General features: G+C 63.7%; 18 protein-coding genes. 7 read left to right on the top strand and 11 right to left on the bottom strand.

Translation table 11 applies throughout. The features are described from left to right. The first annotated feature begins 11 nt into the window (after window positions 1-11). From cadR to CR917_RS19545, 3 genes are all read left to right on the top strand, one after another. Window positions 12-455 carry a Cd(II)/Pb(II)-responsive transcriptional regulator gene (gene cadR / locus CR917_RS19555; protein ID WP_043863455.1) on the top strand — a complete coding sequence of 148 codons (444 nt, stop codon included), beginning with the start codon at window positions 12-14 and terminating at the stop codon, window positions 453-455. 420 nt (window positions 456-875) lie between these two features. After that, on the top strand, window positions 876-1,154 hold the full coding sequence (locus tag CR917_RS19550; RefSeq protein WP_058541768.1) for a hypothetical protein: 279 nt from the start codon (window positions 876-878) through the stop codon (window positions 1,152-1,154). Continuing rightward, window positions 1,147-1,422 carry a DUF3077 domain-containing protein gene (locus tag CR917_RS19545; protein ID WP_058541767.1) on the top strand — a complete coding sequence of 92 codons (276 nt, stop codon included), beginning with the start codon at window positions 1,147-1,149 and terminating at the stop codon, window positions 1,420-1,422. Before CR917_RS19550 ends, CR917_RS19545 begins: the two co-directional genes overlap by 8 nt. 131 nt (window positions 1,423-1,553) lie before the next feature. On the opposite strand, the gene CR917_RS19540 is transcribed toward CR917_RS19545, so the two are convergent. The 3 genes from CR917_RS19540 to CR917_RS19530 are packed head-to-tail and all read right to left on the bottom strand — an operon-like array spanning window position 1,554 to window position 4,183. Continuing rightward, a complete protein-coding gene (locus tag CR917_RS19540; protein WP_088514635.1) occupies window positions 1,554-2,525 on the bottom strand; it encodes a thymidylate synthase in 972 nt (323 codons plus the stop codon). Window positions 2,526-2,573: 48 nt separating this feature from the next. Beyond that, window positions 2,574-3,386 (bottom strand): prolipoprotein diacylglyceryl transferase, encoded by an 813-nt coding sequence (gene lgt, locus CR917_RS19535; RefSeq protein ID WP_088514634.1) that lies wholly within the window; start codon window positions 3,384-3,386, stop codon window positions 2,574-2,576. A gap of 14 nt (window positions 3,387-3,400) precedes the next feature. After that, the gene (locus CR917_RS19530; RefSeq protein WP_043863452.1) at window positions 3,401-4,183 is read right to left on the bottom strand and encodes a sulfite exporter TauE/SafE family protein; all 783 of its coding nucleotides are present in this window, start codon (window positions 4,181-4,183) and stop codon (window positions 3,401-3,403) included. A 129-nt stretch (window positions 4,184-4,312) separates the two neighbouring features. Here CR917_RS19530 and CR917_RS19525 point away from each other — a divergent pair, with 129 nt between their 5' ends. Continuing rightward, window positions 4,313-5,059, top strand: a complete 747-nt coding sequence (locus tag CR917_RS19525; RefSeq protein WP_054915521.1) for an NRDE family protein — start codon at window positions 4,313-4,315, stop codon at window positions 5,057-5,059. Between the two features lie 85 nt (window positions 5,060-5,144). Here CR917_RS19525 and ptsP read toward each other — a convergent pair whose 3' ends face one another. Continuing rightward, entirely contained in the window at window positions 5,145-7,424 is a 2,280-nt protein-coding gene (gene ptsP, locus CR917_RS19520; protein ID WP_043863450.1) for a phosphoenolpyruvate--protein phosphotransferase, read from the bottom strand. 22 nt (window positions 7,425-7,446) lie between these two features. Then, a complete protein-coding gene (locus CR917_RS19515) occupies window positions 7,447-7,926 on the bottom strand; it encodes an RNA pyrophosphohydrolase (RefSeq protein ID WP_043863449.1) in 480 nt (159 codons plus the stop codon). Between the two features lie 140 nt (window positions 7,927-8,066). Between CR917_RS19515 and CR917_RS19510 the strand changes: the two genes are divergently transcribed. Beyond that, a complete protein-coding gene (locus CR917_RS19510) occupies window positions 8,067-8,723 on the top strand; it encodes an HAD family phosphatase (RefSeq protein WP_043863448.1) in 657 nt (218 codons plus the stop codon). Between the two features lie 74 nt (window positions 8,724-8,797). Here CR917_RS19510 and CR917_RS19505 read toward each other — a convergent pair whose 3' ends face one another. Beyond that, window positions 8,798-9,226 (bottom strand): DUF2269 family protein, encoded by a 429-nt coding sequence (locus CR917_RS19505; RefSeq protein WP_043863447.1) that lies wholly within the window; start codon window positions 9,224-9,226, stop codon window positions 8,798-8,800. A 40-nt stretch (window positions 9,227-9,266) separates the two neighbouring features. After that, window positions 9,267-10,781 (bottom strand): threonine ammonia-lyase, biosynthetic, encoded by a 1,515-nt coding sequence (ilvA, locus tag CR917_RS19500; protein ID WP_054915520.1) that lies wholly within the window; start codon window positions 10,779-10,781, stop codon window positions 9,267-9,269. A gap of 136 nt (window positions 10,782-10,917) precedes the next feature. Here ilvA and rpiA point away from each other — a divergent pair, with 136 nt between their 5' ends. Continuing rightward, window positions 10,918-11,589, top strand: coding sequence for a ribose-5-phosphate isomerase RpiA (rpiA, locus tag CR917_RS19495; RefSeq protein ID WP_043863445.1), 672 nt, complete (start codon window positions 10,918-10,920; stop codon window positions 11,587-11,589). An 87-nt stretch (window positions 11,590-11,676) separates the two neighbouring features. Here the strand turns inward: rpiA and CR917_RS19490 are convergent, their stop codons facing one another. From CR917_RS19490 to CR917_RS19475, 4 genes are all read right to left on the bottom strand, one after another. Next, complete coding sequence (locus CR917_RS19490) at window positions 11,677-12,579, bottom strand: SdiA-regulated domain-containing protein (protein ID WP_104572823.1); 903 nt, start codon at window positions 12,577-12,579, stop codon at window positions 11,677-11,679. A gap of 77 nt (window positions 12,580-12,656) precedes the next feature. Then, window positions 12,657-13,589 carry an SdiA-regulated domain-containing protein gene (locus CR917_RS19485; protein ID WP_043863443.1) on the bottom strand — a complete coding sequence of 311 codons (933 nt, stop codon included), beginning with the start codon at window positions 13,587-13,589 and terminating at the stop codon, window positions 12,657-12,659. Between the two features lie 162 nt (window positions 13,590-13,751). Continuing rightward, entirely contained in the window at window positions 13,752-14,417 is a 666-nt protein-coding gene (locus CR917_RS19480) for a fumarylacetoacetate hydrolase family protein (protein ID WP_043863442.1), read from the bottom strand. 38 nt (window positions 14,418-14,455) lie between these two features. Next, window positions 14,456-15,853, bottom strand: a complete 1,398-nt coding sequence (locus CR917_RS19475) for an FAD-binding oxidoreductase (RefSeq protein WP_043863441.1) — start codon at window positions 15,851-15,853, stop codon at window positions 14,456-14,458. A gap of 172 nt (window positions 15,854-16,025) precedes the next feature. On the opposite strand from CR917_RS19475, the gene serA reads away from it, so the two are divergent. Further along, window positions 16,026-17,255, top strand: a complete 1,230-nt coding sequence (gene serA, locus CR917_RS19470) for a phosphoglycerate dehydrogenase (protein WP_043863440.1) — start codon at window positions 16,026-16,028, stop codon at window positions 17,253-17,255. Window positions 17,256-17,305: the final 50 nt, after the last annotated feature.

Genomic DNA, 17,305 nt, shown 5'->3' with positions numbered 1-17,305 from the left:
GTATTTTGCAGATGAAGATCGGAGAGCTGGCCAGGGCCACCGACTGCCCGGTGGAAACCATTCGCTACTACGAGCGTGAAAGCCTCTTGCCAGAGCCTGCGCGCAGCGAGGGCAACTACAGGCTGTATACCCAGGCGCACGTGGAGCGGCTGACCTTCATCCGCAACTGCCGCACGTTGGACATGACCCTGGAAGAGATCCGCAGCCTGCTGCGCCTGCGCGACAGCCCGGAGGACCAGTGCGAAAGCGTGAATGCGCTGATCGACGAGCATATCCAGCACGTGAAGGCGCGCATCGACGGGTTGGTGGCGTTGCAGGGGCAGTTGCTGGAGTTGCGCCAGCATTGCCGGGCGCAGGAAACGCAGTGCTCGATCCTGCAGCATCTGGAGGTGAACGGTGCGGTGACAGCCCCGGAGGCGGAGCATTCGCATGTGGGGCGCAGTCATGGGCACTGACTGAGGGCCCTTTCGCCGGCAAGGCTGGCTCCTACAGGGGATCGCGGTGATCCTTGTAGGAGCCAGCCTTGCTGGCGAAGCGGTATGGCGCGCTTATACGGCCATCCTTCGTCTGCGATCACATGGGTCAAAAAATTTCCAGTCTAAATGCTTTCAGAACTATCCTACGCAAGCTGCCACCCTTTCTCCGTTGCTGAGAAGGCACATCAAGGCTAGTTTTCCCTAGTCGTCGATTTGGCGACCGGGTGTGAGAGCCCGTCCTTGACCTGATGGCAGCTTTGTCATGGCAGCTGTGCGCGGGCAGACTTTGGTCTGGCCGGGTTCCTAGGTCTCCGGTCTCTCACCCCGCGTACGGCTGCCACCCTACATCCTGTGAGAGGGATTGGGCGGTAGCTCCTGAGTGAACCTAGGAGTTACGCCATGAAAAAGATCGTCCCCGATCCGCCTGTTCTACACCCATTCACCAGCCCCTACTTCTCCATCCACAGCGACCTCGTTACCGCTGACTCCCTTGCCTTCGCTAGCGAATTGATGCGCGGCATCCATGAAACCACCAATGAATTCTGTAGAACCCACGCCAATGATCCAAGCCACAGTATGCTGCTGAGTGTGCTGCATTCGGCCGAGATGGCTAAAGCGTTGGTAGAGCATGCACTAGCCAACCTGCTAACTCTGGAACAAGGATTTCTGCATGAGTAACGGCCCGCAAGCTGGCACAGGCGAGACGATAGGTGCCGCGACGTTCATTCGAAGCCAAAACCCACCTACAGAGCTGTTCCGAATCGTCCCCGGCATCCCCTGCGATTACGCACTGGAGCAGGCTTCGATCATGCTCGGCTGCGTGCACAAGCTCATTCTGAACGGTGTGATGGATGACGATGGCGCAGCGGTGTGGGCAGCTTATTACCTCAGCGGGTTCGCCAAGGCGCTGATCGATGATGCGGAGTTGGGGATGAAGCAGGCGTAACGGCGCATTGTGCGCCAAGGCTACAAACTGGACGTTAATTGACAGCCCTTTCGCCAGCAAGGCTGGCTCCTACAGGGGATTGCGGTGATCCTTGTAGGAGCCAGCCTTGCTGGCGAAGCGGTATGACGCGCTTAGACCGCCATCGGCGCCGTCATCGGCGCATGGTGCTCGTAGCCTTCCAGGCTGAAGTCGCTCGGCTCGATCTTCTCCAGCCACTCCGGCTCGTACACACCCGTCTTGGCATACTCCGGCACGCGGTCGGAGATCACCAGCCTGGGCGCCGCCAGCGGCTCGCGCTTGAGCTGTTCGGTGAGCATGTCCAGGTGGTTCTCATACACGTGCGCATCACCGATGAAGTAGGTGAACCAGCGCGGCGTGTAGCCGGTCAGGCGGCCCACCAGCGACAGCAGCGCGGCGCCTTCGGTGAGGTTGAACGGTGTGCCCAGGCCCAGGTCGTTGGAGCGGATGTAGAGGGTCAGGGAAATCTCCTTGGTCTCCACGTTCGGGTGAAACTGATACAGCAGATGGCACGGCGGCAACGCCATCTCGTCCAACTGCGCACAGTTCCAGCCATGGAACAGGATGCGGCGGCTGCCCGGGTCGTTGTGGATGGTGTCGATGCACTGGCGAATCTGGTCGATGGCCTTGTACAGCACCACGAACGCCTCGCCCTCTTCTTCTGCCTCGGCAATCTTCACGAAGCCATTGCTCTGCGCCAGCTCGATGGCCGCCGGGTTGCTCAGCGGGATGCGCTTGTAGGCCGGCCACTGGCGCCATTGCACGCCGTAGATCTCGCCCAGGTCGTCATGCCCCTGGCGGAACGGGTTGGCCAGCCACTGGGCGTTCTCGTTGGCGTTCTGGTCCCAGACCTTGCAGCCCAGTTCACGGAATTCGCCGGCGTTCTTCACGCCACGCAGAAAGCCCACCATTTCGCCGATCGCCGACTTGAACGCCAGACGGCGGGTGGTGATGGCCGGGAAACCCTTCTGCAGGTCGAAACGCAGCATGGCGCCCGGCAGGCTGATGGTGCGCACGCCGGTACGGTTGCCCTGCAGGGTGCCGTTCTCGATCACATCACGCACCAGCTCTAGATATTGCTTCATGTCTTACCTGTCTCGATACCGGAAGGGGCCAGGCCCCTGCCGGGAAAATTAAAGCGCGGCGCCCTTGGCACTCGGCGCGCGGCGGTAGGCCAGCCAGATCAGCGCGATACCGGCGACGATCATCGGCACGCACAGCACCTGACCCATGGTCAGCCAGCCGAAGGCCAGGTAACCCAGCTGCGCATCCGGCACGCGCACGAACTCGACGATGAAGCGGAAGATGCCGTAGAACAGCGCGAACATCCCGGAAACCGCCATGGTCGGGCGCGGTTTGCGCGAGTACAGCCACAGAATCAGGAATAGTGCCACACCTTCCAGGGCGAACTGGTACAGCTGCGACGGGTGACGCGGCAATTGTGCCGGGTCGCTGAACGGCGGGAACACCATGGCCCACGGCACGTCGGTGGCCTTGCCCCACAGCTCGGCGTTGATGAAGTTGCCGATGCGCCCGGCACCCAGGCCGATCGGCACCAGCGGCGCAACGAAGTCCATCAGCTCGAAGAACGACTTGTTGTTGCGCTTGCCGAACCACAGCGCCGCCAGCATCACGCCGATGAAGCCGCCATGGAACGACATGCCGCCCTTCCACACCTCGAAGATCAGCGTCGGGTTGGCCAGGTACGCGCTCAGGTCATAGAACAGCACGTAGCCCAGGCGCCCGCCGACAATCACGCCCATGGACAGCCAGAACACCAGGTCGGAGAGTTTCTCGCGGCTCCAGGTGGGGTCGAAGCGGTGCAGCCGGCGCGACGCCAGCAGCCACGCGCCGCCGATGCCGATCAGGTACATCAGGCCGTACCAGTGGATTTTCAGCGGCCCGATGGCCAGTGCCACGGGATCGATCTGCGGGTAAGGCAGCATGGTGACTCCTCTCGTTAAAGCAAAAAGCTCAGGCCTACACAGAACAGCAGTGCGGCGAACAGCCGCTTGAGCAGGCGTGGCGACAGTTTATGCGCCAGGCGCGCACCGAAACGGGCAAAGAACATGCTGGTCAGGGCAATCCCGAGCAGCGCCGGCAAATACACGAAGCCCAGGCTGTTGGGCGGCAGGTGCGCCTCGTCCCAGCCCAGCACGATGAAACTCAGGGCACTGGCCACCGCAATCGGAAAACCACAGGCCGAGGACGTGGCCACCGCCTGCTGCATGGGCAGGCTGCGCCAGGTCAGGAAGGGCACGGTGAGCGAGCCGCCGCCGATGCCGAAGATCGCCGAGGCCCAGCCCACCACGCCGCCGGCGGCGGTCAGGCCAAGCTTGCCGGGTACGCCGCGGCTGGCCTTGGGCTTGAGGTCCAGGGCCATCTGCACGGCCACCAGCAGGGCGAACACGCCGATGATCTTCTGCAGGTGCGGGCCCTGGATCAGCGAGGCGGTCTTGGCCCCGACACCGGCGCCGAGCAGGATGCCCACGGTCATCCACACGAAGATCGGCCACTGCACCGCACCACGGCGGTGGTGCTCGAGGATGGCGTTGACCGAGGTGAAGACAATGGTCGCCAGCGACGTGCCGACTGCCAGGTGGGTCAGCACCGAGGCGTCGAAGCCCTGCAGGGTGAAGCTCAGCACCAGCACCGGCACGATGATGATGCCGCCGCCCACGCCGAACAGCCCGGCCAGTACACCTGCACAGGCGCCCAGCACCAGATAGATCACAAATTCCATTGTCGACCCCCAAAATCAGTTCGGCATGGTAACGGAAGGTGGGCCTGTGGCTCTAGTGAAGACACGTTTAGTCGATGGATAGCGAACGCCAGTGTGGGTAGAGTGGCTGAAAACACTGGGAGCGAACCTATGTGTCTGATTGCTTTTGCATGGCGCCCGGGGCATGCCCGGCCGCTGATCGTCGCGGCCAACCGTGACGAGTTCTATGCCCGCCCCAGCCAGGCGCTGGGGGCGTGGGAGGATGCGCCGGGGGTGTATGCCGGACGTGACCTCGAGGCTGGCGGCAGCTGGCTGGGGGTCGGACCGGGCGGGCGCTTTGCGGCGCTGACCAATATTCGGGACCCGCAGCAGGCGCAGGGTGCGCGCTCGCGCGGCGAGCTGGTGGCGGGGTTTCTGCGCGGCGAGCTGGGGGTGGAGGCTTACCTGGACCATGTGGCCAGCCGCAGCAGCCAGTATTCGGGATTCAACCTGCTGGTAGGGGACGCCGGGCAGCTGGGGTACCTGAATGCGCAGGAGGCGGCGCCGGTGCTGCTGGGCGAGGGGGTGTACGGCTTGTCGAATGCCGGGCTGGATACGCCGTGGCCGAAACTGCTGAAGATGCGGGCTGCGCTCGAAGACCAGCTGCAGGACCCGCGACCACAGCGGCTGCTGGCGTTGCTGGGGGATGAGCAGCAGGCCGAAGAGGCCGAGCTGCCGCAGACCGGTGTGGGGCTGGCGACCGAGCGGTTGCTGTCGAGCGTGTTCATTGCCAGCCAGAACTACGGGACGCGGGCGAGTACGGTGTTGATTGTCGAGGCGGATGGCAGCAGGTTGATGGTGGAGCGCAGCTTTGGGCCGTTTGGAGGGCAGCTGGGAGAGGTCACCCTGCAGGTTTGACGCTTTCGCCGGCAAGGCCGGCTCCTACATCGACCTCCTGTAGGAGCCGGCCTTGCCGGCGAAGGGCCGCGAAGCGGTCCCGGCTTCACAGGGTCTTGGAAGCCCCAGGATTGATCATCCGCGACAGCCCCAGGTTCTTCAGCGCCAGTTGCAGCGAGCTGTGGATAACCTGCGGGTTATCGATACCCATCGCCTGCTCCAGCAATTCCCTGGATTTGCTCATGCTGATCTGACGCAGCATCCATTTCACTTTCGGCAGGTTGGTGGCGTTCATCGACAGGCTGTCGAAGCCCATGGCCATCAGCAGCACCGCCGCTGCCGGGTCGCCAGCCATCTCGCCACAGATGCTCACCGGCTTGCCCTCGGCATGCGCCGCGGTCACCACGTGCTGCAAGGCCTGCAGCACCGCAGGGTGCAGGTAGTCATAGAGGTCGGCCACCCGCGGGTTGTTGCGGTCGACCGCCAGCAGGTACTGGGTCAGGTCGTTGGACCCCACCGACAGGAAGTCGACCATGCGCGCCAGCTCGCGGGTCTGGTAGACCGCCGCCGGAATCTCGATCATGACCCCCACAGGCGGCATCGGCACGTCGGTGCCTTCGTCGCGCACCTCGCCCCAGGCGCGGTGGATCAGGTGCAATGCCTCTTCCAGTTCGTGTATCCCGGAGATCATCGGCAGCAGGATGCGCAGGTTGTTCAGGCCTTCGCTGGCCTTGAGCATGGCGCGGGTCTGCACCAGGAAGATCTCCGGGTGGTCCAGCGTCACGCGGATACCGCGCCAACCCAGGAATGGGTTGTCCTCCTTGATCGGGAAGTACGACAGCGCCTTGTCACCCCCGATGTCCAGGCTGCGCATGGTCACCGGCAACGGGTGGAAGGCCGCCAGTTGCTCGCGATAGATCGCCAGCTGCTCCTTTTCGCTGGGGAAGCGCTGGTTGATCATGAACGGCACTTCGGTACGGTACAGCCCCACCCCTTCGGCGCCGCGCTGCTGCGCCCGCGCCACGTCGGCCAGCAGCCCGGTGTTGACCCACAGCGGCATGCGGTAGCCATCGAGCGTCTCGCACGGCAGTTCGCGCAGGGCGTCCAGGCCCTGGGCCAGCTGGCGCTCCTCCTCGACCACTTCGGTGTAGTGCTTGCGCAGCACTTCGCTGGGGTTGGTGTAGACGTCGCCCTTGTAGCCGTCGACGATCATCTGGATGCCGTCGACCTTCGAATACGGCAGGTCGACCAGGCCCATCACCGTGGGGATGCCCATGGCACGCGCCAGGATCGCGACGTGGGAGTTGCCCGAGCCGAGAACCGACACCAGCCCCACCAGCTTGCCTTCGGGTACTTCACCGAGCATGGCCGGGGTCAGCTCTTCGCTGATCAGGATGGTGTTGTCGGGGTACACCAGGGTCAGCTGGCGGGCTTCCTGCAGGTAGGCCAGCAGGCGCCGGCCGAGGTCTTTGACATCGGAGGCGCGCTCGCGCAGGTAGGCGTCGTCCATCAGCTCGAAGCGGTTGACGTGCTCGCCCACCACCTGGCGCAAGGCGCCCTGGGCCCACTGGCCGGTCTTGATGACCTCCACCACCTCGCCGCCCAGGGCGACGTCTTCGAGCATCATCAGGTACACGTCGAACAGCGCACGCTCTTCGGGGCGCAGCTGGGTGGCGAGCTTGGCCGAGAGGTTGCGCATGTCGCTGCGCACGCCTTCGAGGGCGTTGTTGAACAGTTTGAGTTCGGCGTCGATGTCGGTGACGGTCTTGTCCGGCACCACGTCCAGGTCGGCCGGCGGCAGCATCACCACCGCCGTGCCCACCGCCGCCCCCGGCGAGCCCGGCACACCGACGAACTTGGCTTCCTGGATACCCTTGCCCTGGCGCCCCAGGCCGCGAATCGAGCCGGTGGCCTCGGCATGGGCGATAACCCCGGCCAGCTGCGCACTCATGGTGACCAGGAAGGCTTCTTCGCCCTCGTCGAACTGGCGACGTTCCTTCTGCTGGATGACCAGCACGCCCACCACGCGGCGGTGGTGGATGATGGGTGCACCGAGGAAGGAGGCAAAGCGCTCTTCGCCGGTTTCGGCAAAGTAGCGATAACGCGGGTGATCGGCGGCGTTTTCCAGGTTCAGCGGTTCTTCGCGGGTACCCACCAGGCCCACCAGGCCTTCGTTGGGGGCCATGCTGACCTTGCCGATGGAGCGCTTGTTCAGGCCCTCGGTGGCCATCAGCACGAAGCGGTTGCTCTCCGGGTCGAGCAGGTAGACGGAACACACCTGGCTGCCCATGGCTTCTTTGACACGTAACACAATGATCCCCAACGCCGTCTTGAGATCCTTGGCGGAGTTAACTTCCTGGACGATCTTGCGCAGCGTATTGAGCATGGCTCGGGGTCGAACTCCGTCGTCAGTCGCGCGCCAGCAGGCGCGGGGCAAGCTCTTTGAGAGCGCGGCGGTAAACCTCGCGCTTGAATGTCACCACCTGGCCCAACGGATACCAATAGCTGACCCAGCGCCACCCATCGAATTCCGGTTTACCGGTCAAATCCATCCGCACCCGCTGCTCGTTGGACACCAGGCGCAGGAGGAACCATTTCTGTTTCTGGCCGATGCACAGCGGTTGGCTGTGGGTACGCACCAGGCGTTGGGGTAAACGATAACGCAACCAGCCACGGGTGCAGGCAAGAATTTCAACATCCTGCCGCTCCAGGCCCACTTCTTCATTCAGCTCGCGGTACAGGGCGTCTTCCGGCGTTTCCTCGGGGTTGATCCCGCCTTGTGGAAACTGCCAGGCATCCTGGTTGATCCGTCGAGCCCATAGCACCTGCCCGAGATCATTGGTCAGAATGATCCCGACATTGGGGCGAAAACCATCGGGGTCGATCACGGCAGCAACCTCGCAAACGCATGTCGCCGCATTGTTCCACAAAGCTTGCAACGCCAGCAACGCGCCGCTCCACCTTATGTGCATAGCAGATAAAAGTACGTATTCTGTGGGCCTTTTCAGATGTTATGCGAGTGACTTCGATGCGCCTGGCTTTATTCGATCTGGACAACACGCTTCTGGGTGGCGACAGCGACCACGCTTGGGGCGATTACCTGTGCGAACGCGGGATTCTCGACCCCATCGCCTACAAGAACCGCAACGATGCGTTCTACCAGGACTACCTGGCCGGCAAGCTGGACCAGGGCGCGTACCTTGAATTCACCCTGGAGATCCTGGCCAGGACCGAAATGGCGCAACTCGACGAATGGCACCGCGACTTCATGCGCGACTGCGTCGAGCCGATCATCCTGCCCCAGGCCCTGGCGCTGCTGCAAAAGCACCGTGACGCAGGCGACAAGCTGGTGATCATCACCGCCACCAACCGCTTCATCACCGGCCCGATTGCCCAGCGCCTGGGCGTGGAGACCCTGCTGGCCACCGAGTGCGAGATGGTCGACGGTCGCTACAGCGGGCGCAGCATCGACGTGCCGTGCTTCCGTGAAGGCAAGGTGACGCGCCTGAACCGCTGGCTCGAAGAGAATGGCTTGAACCTGGACGACAGCTACTTCTATAGCGACTCGATCAACGACCTGCCGCTGCTGGAGCAGGTGGCCAACCCGGTGGCGGTGAACCCGGACCCGACCCTGCGTGCCGAAGCCGAGAAACGCGGCTGGCCGGTGATCAGCCTGCGCGATTGAGGTGTGACCATTCGCCGGCAAGGCCGGCTCCTACAGCGCAACGGGTGTAGGAGCCGGCCTTGCCGGCGAAGGCATCAGACGGGTTTTGCACCCATCAGCCCGGCAATCGCGATGAAGCACACGGCGCAGAACACCGCCAGGCCCAGCGTCACCTTCGGGTTGCCTGCGCCCGGCGCCGTGCGCAGCCGGTTAAGGCGCACACTCAGCCAGAACCAGCAGAACGCCCCCACCGTATAGATCAGGCTGGAGCCCAGCACCCAGGTCTGCCCCAATGGCCAGCCGATCAGGTGCACCAGCCACCAGCCACTGAACGGCATGCTCACCAGGCATACGCCCATCAGCAACCATACGAACAGCAAAGGCCGCTGCAACAGGCGCGTGTGCGCAGTCACGTCACCCTTGCGTCGTGCCAGCCAGACCCACAGCGCCAGGCCCAGGGCACTGCCCAGCAGCACGACCGTGGCCAGTACGTGGGCGATTTTCAGGCTTGTCAGCAATTCCATGTCTTCTTATTCCTCAGGCGTTGCCCAACAGCGTAGCCGTTCAGCCCAGAAACAGCCGGTACGCCGGGTTGTCGGTTTCATCCCAGTACGGGTAGCCGATCTTGGCCAGTGCCGCCGGCACCAGGTGGCGCTCATCATCCGGCACCTGCAGCCCGGCCACCACGCGACCATCGGCCGCGCCATGGTTGCGGTAGTGGAACATCGAGATGTTCCAGCGCCCACCCAGCTTGTTGAGGAAGTTGAACAGCGCCCCCGGCCGCTCCGGGAACTCGAAGCGCAGCACCAGCTCGTCGCTGACGCGCGCCGCGTGCCCGCCCACCATGTGGCGGATGTGCAGCTTGGCCAGCTCGTTGTCGGTCAGGTCCAGTACCGGGAAACCCTGCGCGGTCAGGCTGTGCAGCAGGGCACTGCGCGGGTCGGTGTCGGGGTGGGTCTGCACCCCGACAAAGATGTGCGCCTCGCCGTCGGCGTGGTAGCGGTAGTTGAATTCGGTGATCTGGCGCTTGCCGATGGCCTCGCAGAACGCCTTGAAGCTGCCCGGCTGTTCGGGGATGGTCACTGCGATGATCGCCTCGCGGCCCTCGCCCAGTTCGGCGCGCTCGGCCACATGGCGCAGGCGGTCGAAGTTCACGTTGGCACCGGAATCGATGGCCACCAGGGTCTGCCCGGTCACACCTCGCAGCTCAACGTATTTCTTGATGCCGGCAACGCCCAGCGCGCCGGCAGGTTCGGTGATCGAGCGGGTATCGTCGTAGATGTCCTTGATGGCCGCGCAGATCTCGTCGGTGCTGACGGTGATCACCTCGTCCACATGATCCTTGCAGATGTCGAAGGTGTGCTGGCCGATCTGCGCCACCGCCACGCCATCGGCGAACAGGCCCACCTGCGGCAGCACCACGCGCTCGCCGGCGGCCATGGCGGCCTGCAGGCAGTTGGAGTCGTCCGGCTCGACACCGATCACCTTGATCTCGGGGCGCAGGTATTTGACGTAGGCGGCAATGCCGGCGATCAGGCCGCCGCCGCCCACCGGCACGAAGATCGCGTCCAGCGGCCCGGGGTGCTGGCGCAGGATCTCCATGGCCACGGTGCCCTGCCCGGCAATGGTGTGCGGGTCGTCATAGGGGTGGATATAGACGAAGCCCTTTTCGTCCACCAGCTTGAGCGAGTAGGCCAGCGCCTCGGGGAACGAATCGCCATGCAGCACCACCTTGGCGCCCCGCGAGCGCACGCCTTCGACCTTGATCTCGGGGGTGGTCTTGGGCATCACGATGGTGGCCTTGATCCCCAGTTCACGGGCGGCCAGCGCCAGGCCCTGGGCATGGTTGCCGGCCGAGGCGGTGACCACGCCCCGCGCCAGTTCCTCGGCGCTCAACTGCGCCAGCTTGTTGTAGGCGCCGCGGATCTTGAACGAGAACACCGGCTGCAGGTCTTCGCGCTTGAGCAGCACGTGGTTGCCCAGGCGCTTGCTGAGCTGGCCGGCCGGTTGCAGCGGGGTTTCGACGGCGACGTCATAGACGCGCGAGGTGAGGATCTTCTTGACGTACTGTTCGAGCATCGGGAACGCATCACTGGGCAGCTGGGCGGGGCCTCGGAGTCTACCGCAGCGCCCGGTCGGGCGACCACAGCCAGTCTGTGGTTTTAGCCGCTATACTACGCGCCCTCACGATACCCCTGCCCGCTCCGGAGCCCGCATGACCCAGGACCAACTCAAACAGGCTGTCGCCCAGGCCGCTGTCGATTTCATTCTGCCCAAGCTCGATGACAAGAGCATCGTCGGCGTCGGCACCGGTTCGACCGCCAACTGCTTCATCGACGCCCTGGCGCTGCACAAGGGTGCGTTCGATGGTGCGGTCGCCAGCTCCGAGGCCACGGCTGCACGCCTGAAGGGCCACGGCATTCCGGTGTACGAGCTGAACACGGTCAGCGACCTGGAGTTCTATGTGGACGGTGCCGACGAGAGCGACGAGCGCCTGAACCTGATCAAGGGCGGTGGCGCAGCCCTGACCCGCGAGAAGATCGTCGCGGCCGTGGCCAAGACCTTCATCTGCATTGCCGACGCGAGCAAGCTGGTGCCGGTACTGGGCGCCTTCCCGCTGCCGGTCGAGGTGATCCCGATGGCGCGCAGCCATGTGGCACGTCAGCTGGTGAAACTGGGCGGCGACCCGGTGTACCGCGAAGGCGTGGTGACCGACAACGGCAACATCATCCTGGACGTGTTCAACCTGCAGATCACCAACCCGGTGGAGCTGGAAACCCAGATCAACGCGATCGTGGGCGTGGTGACCAACGGCCTGTTCGCGGCGCGCCCGGCGGACCTGCTGCTGCTGGGGACCGCGGACGGCGTGAAGACCCTGACCAGGTAAGCTTGCGGGGCGGCCTCATCGCGGGCCAAGCCCGCTCCCACAGGTTCGGTGTGATCTTGTGGGAGCGGGCTTGACCCGCGATACAGCCTACTCGGTCTTCTTGAACACGTAGAACAGGTTCGGCTCGCTCACCACATACAGCGTCCCGGCATCGTCCAGCGCAATCCCCTCGGCCTGCGGCACGCTCGCCTTCAACCCGGCAGACCCCTTGCGCAGCGACAGGCTGCTGATCGGCTTTCCCTTCACGTCCAGCTCCAGCACCAGTTGCGATTCGTCCGACAGGGCCAGCAGATGCCCGCTGCGCTCGTCGAACTGCAAGCTCGACAGGTCTCTCACGAACAACCGCGAATCACGCTTGCGGTCCTGCACCACGTGCACCACATAGGGCTGCTCCGGATTGTCATGGGGAAACCCGTGCACCTCGTAGATCAGCATCGGGTCGCGCTCCTTGGCCACGAACAGGCGCTTGCCGCCCGAGTCGTAGGCCAGCCCCTCGAAACCCTTGTTGCCGTTCAGGCCGATGCCCAGGGTAAGCTGCTCGGCATCCTTGGCATCCAGGAACGCGGTATCGGGCGCCACATGCACCCGGATCAGGCGCTGCTCGCGCTCGTCGGTGATCACGAAACTGCCCGGCCCCACATACTCCACCGCCTCGGGGTCGCCGAAACCGGTCAGGGGGATGCGCCGCACGATGCGCCCCTCCAGCGACAGCTCGATCAGTTCGGGGTTCTTGTTGGTGACCGTGTACAGGCTGTTGCGGTCCGGGTCGAAGGTCAGCGCCGAAATATCCGCCTGCAGCCCCTCGACCGGGCGTGCCTCGACCACCACCTGGTAGCGGCTCAGCCCCATGCCCTGCTCGGCCGGCTGCCACCAGGCCTTGAGGTCGAACCAGGCACGCTCGAACACGCGGTGCTGCTGCCCCGCCACGCCCAGGGCGGCAAGGGCCAGCAGACTGAAAACAAGAAAGACCAGGGGCAGGTAACGACGCATTCGGGAAGACTCGGCAGGGTTCGGGCGTCATCTAACCATAGCCAACTGAATCGAAGCTTAATGCCACTATGCGGGAGTCACTGCTTGCGAAAGCGGTAGAACAGGTTCGGCTCACTGACGATGTACAGGGTGCCCTGGTCGTCCATGGCCACGCCCTCGGCGCGAGGGATGCGCTTTTTCAGGCCGTTGAAACCGCCGAGCAGGGTCATGAAGCTGACCTGCTCGCCCCGCTCGTCCAGCTCCAGCAGCATGTTCGAGTCGGCCGACAGCACCAGCATGTGCCCGGTACGCGGGTCGACCCCCAGCGCCGAGAGGTTGCGCAGGTCCAGCTCGTCACTGGGCAGCGGCTGCTTGTCGCCGGTCAGCGGCGAACGGCCGTCGGTGCGCCAGGTGAACAGCCGCGGCGGACGCTCCTCGCCCAGCACGAGGCGCTGGTTGCGCGGGTCCCAGGCAATCGCCTCGAAGGCCTTGTTCTGATTGGCCGAAGGGCCCAGGTCGTATTGCGTGAAATCCTTGATGTTCAGTGCCTGGGTGCTGTCGTCCAGGCTGACGATGGTCATGGTGTGATCACGCTCGTCGACAATGGCCAACCGCCCGTCCGCCAGCACCGCAACCCCCTCGGGGTTGCTCCAGCCGTGAAGTGGCAGCTTGCGCAACACATCGCCGTCCAGGGTCAGCTCGACCAGGAACGGGTTCTTGCCCATGACGGCGAACAGGGTCTTGCGCTGGGGGTCGTAGGCCAGGTCGGAGGCCTCGTCGTCCTCCATGCCCGGCAGCACCTTGGCGTCGATATCGACCGTATAGCCCGGCAGCCAGATACTGGCCTGCTGTTCGCTCACCGACTCGAAACGCTCCTGCAGCCACAGCAGGCCACGGTCGTCCCAGTGCATGGCGATGGCCACGCCATAGCCGATCACCGCAGCCGTCACCAGCCAGGTAGACCAGCGCAACAGGAGACGACGCTTGCGCACAGGAGGGAGCGAACCGCTGGAAGGATAAGGTGTGGCCATCAGGTATTCCCGTTGTTTTTTTAGCCTGGCACGCAACACGCAGGCACGTTCACAAGGTTGATTCGCGGGGATTATCCGGATCATTTGTGAAAAAAACGGCAACGCCCGATCAAAGGCCGGGGAAAAGGTGGCAGTCGGCTATCGACTGCCACCCAGGACAGGTCAGCGAACGCTGCCCTCGAAACGGCTCACACCGGGCAGTTCCAGCACCAGCTCATCGCCAGCGCTCAGCGGCCCGACGCCGGCCGGCGTACCGGTAAGAATCACGTCACCCGCCTGCAGCGCGAACTGCGAGGCCATGTGCTGGATCATCGGCACGATCGGGTTGAGCATCAGCGCGCTGTTGCCGTCCTGGCGCACCTCGCCGTTGATGCTCAGGCGAATGCCGATATCGGCCAGGTCCTCGAATGTGCTGCCAACCACGAAGGGCGTCAGCACGCAGGCGCCGTCGAAGCACTTGGCGCGCTCCCAGGGCAGGCCCTTTTCCTTGAGCTGCGCCTGCAGGTCACGCAGGGTCAGGTCCAGTGCCGGGGCGAAGCCGGAGATGGCGTCGAGCACTTCTTCTTCGGTAGGCGCCGGCGACAGCGACTTGCCCAGCAGCACCGCGATTTCCGCCTCGTAGTGCACCGAGCCACGCTCGGCCGGGATCTTGAACCCGCCTTCCAGCGATACCACGCAACTGCCCGGCTTGATGAACAGCAGCGGCTCGGTCGGAATCGGGTTGTCCAGCTCTTTGGCGTGCTCGGCGTAGTTGCGACCGATGCACACCACCTTGCCCACCGGCAGATGAGTACGCGTGCCGTCTACATACTGGTGCTGATAGTTCATTGCCGACTCCTGGAACGATGTTATTGGCGCTGCGGGGTTCACTCGACGGCGAAGATCTTGCCCGGGTTCATGATCCCGTTGGGGTCGAACACCGCCTTCACTGCCTTCATGTACTCGATCTCGACCGGCGAACGGCTATAGGTCAGGTAGTCACGCTTGGTCATGCCCACGCCGTGTTCGGCCGAAATCGAGCCGTTGTACTTCTCTACCGTCTCGAACACCTGCTTGTTGACCACCGCGCAACGGGAGAAGAACTCGTCCTTGCTCATGTCGTCGGGCTTGAGGATGTTCAGGTGCAGGTTGCCGTCGCCGATGTGGCCGTACCACACCACCTCGAAGTCGGGGTAGCGTTCGGCGACGATCGCGTCGATATCCTTGAGGAACGCCGGCACCTTGGACACGGTTACCGAAATGTCGTTCTTGTACGGGGTCCAGTGCGAGATGGTCTCGGAGATGTACTCGCGCAGCTTCCACAGGTTCTGCAGTTGCTGCTGGCTCTGGCTCATCACGCCGTCCAGTACCCAGCCCTGCTCGACGCAGTGCTCGAAGGTGGCCAGGGCTTCGTTGGCCACTTCCTCGGTGCTGGCTTCGAATTCCAGCAGCGCGTAGAACGGGCAATCGGTCTCGAACGGCGCAGGCACGTCACCGCGGCCCAGCACCTTGGCAAGGGCCTTGTCGGAAAGAAATTCGAAGGCGGTCAGGTCGAGCTTGCCACGGAAGGCGTGCAGCACCGGCATGATGGAGTCGAAATCAGGCGTGCCCAGCACCATCGCGGTGAGGTTGTTGGGTGCCCGGTCCAGGCGCATGGTGGCCTCGACCACGAAGCCCAGGGTACCTTCGGCGCCGATGAACAGCTGGCGCAGGTCGTAGCCGGTGGCGTTCTTGATCAGGTCCTTGTTCAGCTCGAGCAGGTCGCCCTTGCCGGTCACGACCTTGAGGCCAGCTACCCAGTTGCGGGTCATGCCGTAGCGAATCACCTTGATACCGCCGGCATTGGTGCCGATATTGCCGCCAATCTGGCTGGAACCTGCCGACGCGAAGTCGACCGGGTAGTACAGGCCCTTGTCCTCGGCAAAATTCTGCAGCTGCTCGGTGATCACGCCAGGCTGGCACACCACGCTGCGGTCGAATTCGTTGAAGTCGAGAATCTGGTTCATGTAGTCGAACGCCACCACCACTTCGCCATTGGCGGCTACTGCGGCAGCCGACAGGCCGGTGCGCCCGCCCGACGGCACCAGGGCGACCTGGCGCTGGTTGGCCCAGCGCACGATGGCCTGAACCTGTTCGGTGCTCTTGGGGAACACGATGGCCAGGGGGGCTGGAGCAAAATGCTTGGTCCAGTCCTTGCCGTACGCATCAAGTGAAGCAGCGTCGGTCAGGACCTTTCCAGGCTCAACCAGGGTCATCAGCTCATCCAACAGCGCACGATCGGTCATCTACAGAACTCTCGAACAATTCATGGTCACCCTGAGCACGTTTCACGTGCCAGGGATGGGCGTAAACAGGGGTGCCTATGCTAGCATACGCACCCCCGCAGATCGTGCCGAAAGCCGATGCTGCGAGCGCTTCTTTCCCTGCCATTTTTCTCCGGGACACAGGTTTACGCAGATGAGCAAGACTTCTCTCGATAAGAGCAAGATCAAGTTCCTTCTCCTCGAAGGCGTCCACCAATCCGCCGTGGACGTCCTCAAGGCCGCCGGGTACAGCAACATCGAATACCTCACCGGCTCCCTGCCGGATGCGCAACTGAAGGAAAAGATCGCCGATGCCCACTTCATCGGCATTCGCTCTCGCACCCAGCTGACCGAAGAGGTCTTCGACTGCGCCAAGAAACTGGTCGCTGTCGGCTGTTTCTGCATCGGCACCAACCAGGTCGACCTGGACGCCGCTCGCGAGCGCGGCATCGCCGTGTTCAACGCGCCTTACTCCAACACCCGTTCGGTTGCCGAGCTGGTACTGGCCGAAGCGATCCTGCTGCTGCGCGGCATCCCCGAGAAGAACGCTTCCTGCCACCGTGGCGGCTGGATCAAGAGCGCGGCCAACTCCTTCGAGATCCGTGGCAAGAAGCTGGGCATCGTCGGCTACGGCTCGATCGGCACCCAACTGTCGGTACTGGCCGAAAGCCTGGGCATGCAGGTGTTCTTCTTCGACCCGCTGACCAAGCTGCCGCTGGGCAACGCGACCCAGGTCGCCAGCCTGCACGAGCTGCTGGGCCTGGCCGACATCGTCTCGCTGCACGTTCCTGAGCTGCCATCCACCCAGTGGATGATCGGCGAGAAGGAAATCCGCGCGATGAAAAAGGGCGCGATCCTGATCAACGCCGCCCGTGGCACCGTGGTCGAACTGGACCACCTGGCCGCCGCGATCAAGGACAAGCACCTGATCGGCGCCGCCATCGACGTGTTCCCGGTAGAGCCGCGCTCCAATGACGAGCAGTTCGAAAGCCCGCTGCGTGGCCTGGACAACGTGATCCTGACCCCGCACATCGGTGGCTCCACCGCCGAGGCCCAGGCCAACATCGGCCTGGAAGTGGCCGAGAAGCTGGTCAAGTACAGCGACAACGGTACCTCCGTGTCGTCGGTCAACTTCCCTGAAGTGGCCCTGCCGGCGCACCCGGGCAAGCACCGCCTGCTGCACATCCACCAGAACATTCCGGGCGTGCTCAGCGAGATCAACAAGGTGTTCGCGGAAAACTCGATCAACATCTCCGGTCAGTTCCTGCAGACCAACGAGAAGGTCGGCTACGTGGTGATCGACGTCGATGCCGAGTACTCGGACCTGGCGCAAGAGAAGCTGCAGCACATCAACGGCACCATCCGTTCGCGCGTGCTGTTCTAAACGCTTCGCCGGCAACGCCGATCCAAATGAAAAAGGCGACCCTCGGGTCG

Origin of the sequence: Pseudomonas sp. BRM28 (assembly GCF_002939405.1) — a bacterium.
GTDB lineage: Bacteria > Pseudomonadota > Gammaproteobacteria > Pseudomonadales > Pseudomonadaceae > Aquipseudomonas > Aquipseudomonas palmensis.
This window is presented reverse-complemented; position numbering and strand designations above follow the sequence as displayed.

What these genes read in the sequence shown, in the direction of transcription:
- cadR (WP_043863455.1), top strand. Translation starts at nt 12, where the DNA reads ATGAAGATCGGAGAGCTGGCCAGGGCCACCGACTGCCCGGTGGAAACC.
- CR917_RS19550 (WP_058541768.1), top strand. Translation starts at nt 876, where the DNA reads ATGAAAAAGATCGTCCCCGATCCGCCTGTTCTACACCCATTCACCAGC.
- CR917_RS19545 (WP_058541767.1), top strand. Translation starts at nt 1,147, where the DNA reads ATGAGTAACGGCCCGCAAGCTGGCACAGGCGAGACGATAGGTGCCGCG.
- CR917_RS19540 (WP_088514635.1), bottom strand. Translation starts at nt 2,525, where the DNA reads ATGAAGCAATATCTAGAGCTGGTGCGTGATGTGATCGAGAACGGCACC.
- lgt (WP_088514634.1), bottom strand. Translation starts at nt 3,386, where the DNA reads ATGCTGCCTTACCCGCAGATCGATCCCGTGGCACTGGCCATCGGGCCG.
- CR917_RS19530 (WP_043863452.1), bottom strand. Translation starts at nt 4,183, where the DNA reads ATGGAATTTGTGATCTATCTGGTGCTGGGCGCCTGTGCAGGTGTACTG.
- CR917_RS19525 (WP_054915521.1), top strand. Translation starts at nt 4,313, where the DNA reads ATGTGTCTGATTGCTTTTGCATGGCGCCCGGGGCATGCCCGGCCGCTG.
- ptsP (WP_043863450.1), bottom strand. Translation starts at nt 7,424, where the DNA reads ATGCTCAATACGCTGCGCAAGATCGTCCAGGAAGTTAACTCCGCCAAG.
- CR917_RS19510 (WP_043863448.1), top strand. Translation starts at nt 8,067, where the DNA reads ATGCGCCTGGCTTTATTCGATCTGGACAACACGCTTCTGGGTGGCGAC.
- CR917_RS19505 (WP_043863447.1), bottom strand. Translation starts at nt 9,226, where the DNA reads ATGGAATTGCTGACAAGCCTGAAAATCGCCCACGTACTGGCCACGGTC.
- ilvA (WP_054915520.1), bottom strand. Translation starts at nt 10,781, where the DNA reads ATGCTCGAACAGTACGTCAAGAAGATCCTCACCTCGCGCGTCTATGAC.
- rpiA (WP_043863445.1), top strand. Translation starts at nt 10,918, where the DNA reads ATGACCCAGGACCAACTCAAACAGGCTGTCGCCCAGGCCGCTGTCGAT.
- CR917_RS19490 (WP_104572823.1), bottom strand. Translation starts at nt 12,579, where the DNA reads ATGCGTCGTTACCTGCCCCTGGTCTTTCTTGTTTTCAGTCTGCTGGCC.
- CR917_RS19485 (WP_043863443.1), bottom strand. Translation starts at nt 13,589, where the DNA reads ATGGCCACACCTTATCCTTCCAGCGGTTCGCTCCCTCCTGTGCGCAAG.
- CR917_RS19480 (WP_043863442.1), bottom strand. Translation starts at nt 14,417, where the DNA reads ATGAACTATCAGCACCAGTATGTAGACGGCACGCGTACTCATCTGCCG.
- CR917_RS19475 (WP_043863441.1), bottom strand. Translation starts at nt 15,853, where the DNA reads ATGACCGATCGTGCGCTGTTGGATGAGCTGATGACCCTGGTTGAGCCT.
- serA (WP_043863440.1), top strand. Translation starts at nt 16,026, where the DNA reads ATGAGCAAGACTTCTCTCGATAAGAGCAAGATCAAGTTCCTTCTCCTC.